The sequence below is a fragment of the Streptomyces sparsus genome (assembly GCF_054776295.1).
Genome location: NZ_BAAHCA010000388.1, coordinates 1 through 4,451 on the forward strand (window position 1 = coordinate 1; position 4,451 = coordinate 4,451).

The 4,451-nt window shown below is 71.1% G+C and carries 4 protein-coding genes; 1 reads left to right on the forward strand and 3 read right to left on the reverse strand.

The features are described from left to right. The first annotated feature begins 181 nt into the window (after positions 1–181). Positions 182–1,603: a lipase maturation factor family protein gene (locus ACYVE9_RS16945; RefSeq protein ID WP_461028704.1), complete on the forward strand. Its 1,422-nt coding sequence runs from the start codon at positions 182–184 to the stop codon at positions 1,601–1,603. Positions 1,604–1,674: 71 nt separating this feature from the next. Here the strand turns inward: ACYVE9_RS16945 and ACYVE9_RS16950 are convergent, their stop codons facing one another. The 3 genes from ACYVE9_RS16950 to ACYVE9_RS16960 all read right to left on the reverse strand — a co-directional run. Beyond that, positions 1,675–2,664 carry a zinc-dependent alcohol dehydrogenase family protein gene (locus ACYVE9_RS16950; protein WP_461028705.1) on the reverse strand — a complete coding sequence of 330 codons (990 nt, stop codon included), beginning with the start codon at positions 2,662–2,664 and terminating at the stop codon, positions 1,675–1,677. After that, positions 2,661–3,521, reverse strand: a complete 861-nt coding sequence (locus tag ACYVE9_RS16955; RefSeq protein WP_461028706.1) for a carbohydrate ABC transporter permease — start codon at positions 3,519–3,521, stop codon at positions 2,661–2,663. Before ACYVE9_RS16955 ends, ACYVE9_RS16950 begins: the two co-directional genes overlap by 4 nt. Then, positions 3,521–4,451, reverse strand: a 931-nt coding sequence (locus ACYVE9_RS16960; RefSeq protein WP_461028707.1) for a carbohydrate ABC transporter permease, incomplete at its 5' end; no start/stop codon positions are given. The genes ACYVE9_RS16955 and ACYVE9_RS16960, both read right to left, overlap by 1 nt.

Here is a 4,451-nt window from a genome sequence, read left to right on the forward strand (position 1 = left end):
GCGATCATGGCGGTCCGCGAAGGCGTCGGCGTGGACCTGCCGCTGTGCATCGGCGTCGGGCAGGGGCAGGCGCTGGTCCTGGAACGCTGACCGGAGCACGCCGCGCGGGGCGGCGATACCCGGCCCCCGCCGGGCCGGCGCCTCCCGCCCGGCGGGGGCTGACGGTGGTAACCATGCGGGTGTGGAGTGGTTCGCGGCCCCCGACTACTGGCTGAGCCGGCTGGTCTTCCAGCGGGCTCTCGCCGGGCTGTTCGTGATCGCGTTCGTCTGTGCGGCGCGGCAGTTCCGGCCGCTGATCGGCGAGCGCGGCATGACCCCGGTGCCGGACTTCGTGCGGCGCACCCGGTTCGAGGACGCGCCGAGCCTGTTCCGGCTGCGCTACTCCGACCGGCTCTTCGCCGCGACGGCCTGGACCGGCGCCGCGCTGTCCGGGGCGCTGCTCGCCGGGCTCGGGGACCGGGTGCCGCTGGCGGTGTCCATGCTGCTCTGGACGTCGGTGTGGGTGCTGTACCTGTCGATCGTCAACGTCGGGCAGCTCTGGTACGGCTTCGGCTGGGAGTCGCTGCTGCTGGAGGCCGGGTTCCTGGCCATCTTCCTGGGCAACGCCGGGGTCGCTCCCCCGCTGCCGGTGCTGTTGCTGCTGCGCTGGCTGCTGTTCCGGGTGGAGTTCGGGGCGGGGCTGATCAAGTGGCGCGGCGATCCGTGCTGGCGCCGGCTGACGTGCCTGGACTACCACCACGAGACGCAGCCGATGCCCGGGCCGCTCAGCTGGTTCTTCCACCGGCTGCCGAGGCCGCTGCACCGGGTGGAGGCCGCCGCGAACCACGTCACCCAACTGGTCGTGCCGGGGCTGCTGTTCGCGCCCCAGCCGGTCGCCGGATGGGCCGCCGCCGCGGTGGTGGTCACCCAGCTGTGGCTGGTGGCGTCCGGCAACTTCGCCTGGCTGAACTGGCTGACCCTGCTGCTGGCGTTCTCCGCCGTGGACAGCTCCGCGTGGCTGACGGCACCCGCGCACGCCGCGCCGCCGACGTGGTTCGTCACGGTGGTGCTCGCCTGCGCAGCCCTGATGGTGGTGCTGGCGCACCGGCCGGTGCGCAACCTGCTCTCCTCCCGGCAGCAGATGAACCGCTCCTACAACCCCCTGCACCTGAGCGGCAGTTACGGCGCGTTCGGCAGCGTGACCCGGTTGCGTCACGAGATCGTGGTGGAGGGCACCGACGAACGTGAGCCGAGCGGGTCCACCCGCTGGCGGGAGTACGACTTCCCGGGCAAGCCCGGGAGCGTCCGGCGGCTGCCGCGCCAGTGGGCGCCCTACCACCTGCGGCTGGACTGGATGCTGTGGTTCGCCGCGATCTCCCCCGCGTACAGCCGTCCCTGGTTCGGCGCGTTCCTCCGGCGGCTGCTGGAGAACGACGCGGCGACGCTGCGGCTGCTGGCCGGCAACCCCTTTCCGGACCGGCCGCCGGAACACGTGCGGGCGCTGCTGTACCGGTACCGCTTCACCACCTGGCGTGAGCGGCGGGCCACCGGCGCGTGGTGGCACCGCGAACTGGTGGGCGTGTACACCCCACCAGTCGCACGGCGCCGAGTCCCGGAGGAGTGAACCCCGCGCCTCGGACCCCGCAGCCCTGAGCTTCGAGACCCCGGAGCCCGTGGGCCCCGGAGCCCCTGGGCTCAGGGAACGACCACGATCTTCCGGCCCTGCCCGGCGGCGAACTGCTCCAGGGCCTCGGGGTAGCTGTCCAGCGGGTGCCGGTCGCTGATAAAGACCGCCGGGTCGATCACACCGGCGGCGAAGAGGTCGGCGGCCCGCTCGTAGCTGTGCAGCACCGCCATCGAGCCGGTGATGGTGATCTCCTGGTTGTAGATCTTGTACGGCTCGATGGTCGCGGTGGTCGCGTAGTCGGACACCCCGAACTGAAGGAACGTTCCGGCCTTGGCGACGCGGCCGATGCCGTCCTGGATCGCCTTCGCGTTGCCGGTGGCGTCGATGACGACGTCCCAGCCCTGCGGACGGTCCAGCTCGTCGGCGCTCGCGGCGGACGCCGAGCAGCCCAGGGCCTTCGCGGTGGCGAGCCGGTCCGGATTGAGGTCCAGCATGTCCACCGAGGCCGCGCCGGTGCGCTTGGCCAGCTCCAGCATCATCAGACCCATGGTGCCGGAGCCGTAGATGAGCACCCGTGCGCCCATCCGGGCCGACAGCACGTCGTAACCGCGCACCGCGCACGACAGCGGCTCGATCAGCGCGGCGTCCTGCAGGCCGACGTGGTCGGGCAGCTTGACGCAGTTCGCCACCGGGGCCACCGCGTACTCCGCCGCGCCGCCGGCGGTGGTGACGCCGATCGCCGCCCACCGGTCGCACAGGTTGTTGTGCCCGCTGCGGCAGTAGCGGCACTCGTAGCAGTAGAGCGACGGGTCGACCGCGACCCGGTCACCGGCGACCAGCTCCGTCACCTCGCTGCCGACCGCCGCCACCTCGCCGGCGAACTCGTGGCCGGGAACGACCGGCAGCGTCGGCGCGAACTCTCCCTGCAGGATGTGCAGATCGGTGCCGCACAGCCCGCACGCAGCCACCTTCACCACCACCTGGCGCGGGCCCGGAGTGGGGTCCGGGACGGTGGTGAGGGACACCTTGCCGGGCGCTTCGATGACTGCGGCTTTCACTTGACGGCTCCAAGCGACAGGCCCTGGACGAGTTTGTCCTGGGCGGCGAACCCTGCGGCCAGCACGGGCAGGGAGATGACGATCGACGCGGCGCACACCTTCGCCAGGAACAGGCCCTGACTGGTGATGAATCCGGTCAGGAAGACGGGCGCGGTCTGCGCGGTGACGCCGGTGAGCACCCGGGCGAAGAGCATCTCGTTCCAGCTGAAGATGAAGCAGATCAGCGCGGTGGCGGCGATGCCCGGGCCGGAGATCGGCGCGATGACCCGGGACAGGATGGTCGGCAACCGGGCCCCGTCGAGCTGGGCCGCCTCGATGATGGCGACGGGCACCTCGGCCAGGAACGACTGCATCATCCAGACGGCGATCGGCAGGTTCATCGCCGTGTACAGCACGACGAGCAGCCAGATGTTGTCCAGCAGGCCCGCGTTGCTGGCGAACAGGTAGATCGGCAGCAGTGCGGCGACCATCGGCAGCATCTTGGTGGACAGGAAGAAGAACAGCACGTCCCGCCACTTCTTCACCGGCCGGATCGACAGCGCGTACGCCGCCGGGAACGCCAGCAGCAGGACCAGCGCGGTGGACGCCACCGAGGCGGTGACCGAGTTGAGCAGCGGCGGCCACGGGTCGGCCCCGCCGCCGGCACCGAAGAACTCGCGGTAGCCGTCCAGGGTCAGCGGAGCGGTGATCGACGGCGGGTTGGTGGCCGCGTCCGGTTCGGAGTGGAAGGACGTCAGCAGCATCCAGGCGACCGGGAGGAAGAACAGGATGCCTGCCGCCCAGGCCAGCAGGCCCAGGGCGTTGCTGCGGCGGCGTGCGCGGCGCAGCGCCGGCGGAGTCGCGGTGACGGCGCTCATTACCGGGATCCCTCCTCACTGAAGAGCGACGAGACCACTCGGAGCGCGAAGGTGGCCAGGATGATCGAGCCGATGACCACCAGCACACCGGCGGCCGAGGCCAGCCCGTACTCGTGGGCCCGGTAGAAGGTCTCGTAGATGGTGTACGGCAGGTTGGCCGTTCCGAGGCCGCCCGAGGTCATGGTGAACACGGCGTCGAAGTTCTGCACGATGTAGATCGAGCCGAGCAGTCCGCCCAGTTCCAGGTAGCGGCGCAGGTGCGGCAGCGTGAGGTAGCGGAAGATCTGCCAGCTGCCGGCACCGTCGATGCGGGCCGCCTCGATCATGTCGGCGGGACGGCTCTGCAACCCGGCGAGCAGGATCAGCATCATGAACGGCGTCCACTGCCAGACCAGCGCCGTCTCCACCGCGAGCAGCGGCATGTCGGAGATCCAGTCGGGCTGGATGACCTCCTCGAAGCCGAGCAGCCCGCCGGCCCAGTTGAGCATGCCGTTGAGCAGGCCGTACTCCGGGTTGAACAGCGCGTGCTTCCAGAGCAGGGCCGCCGCGACGGGCACGACCAGGAAGGGGGCGATCAGCATCGTGCGGACCAGGCCCCGGCCGCGGAAGCTGCGGTCCAGCAGCAGCGCGAGGGCCAGGCCCAGGACGAGACTGGCCAGTACGACGCTGACGGTGAGCACGACGGTGGTGACGACCGACTCGCGCAGCTGGCCGTCGGCGAGCACCGTGCCGTAGTTGGACAGTCCCGTGAAGGCGCGGGCGTCCGGGTACAGCGAGTTCCACTCGAAGAGGGAGATGACCAGGGTCGCGACGAACGGCAGCTGGGTGACGAGGATGAGGAAGACCAGCGCCGGCATGAGGGGGGCCCGGGTCGCCCAGGCCCGCAGGTTCTTCGGCGTGGCGCCCGGCGGCGGGGCGGCGGTCGCCGCC

What these genes read in the sequence shown, in the direction of transcription:
- ACYVE9_RS16955 (WP_461028706.1), bottom strand. Translation starts at nt 3,521, where the DNA reads ATGAGCGCCGTCACCGCGACTCCGCCGGCGCTGCGCCGCGCACGCCGC.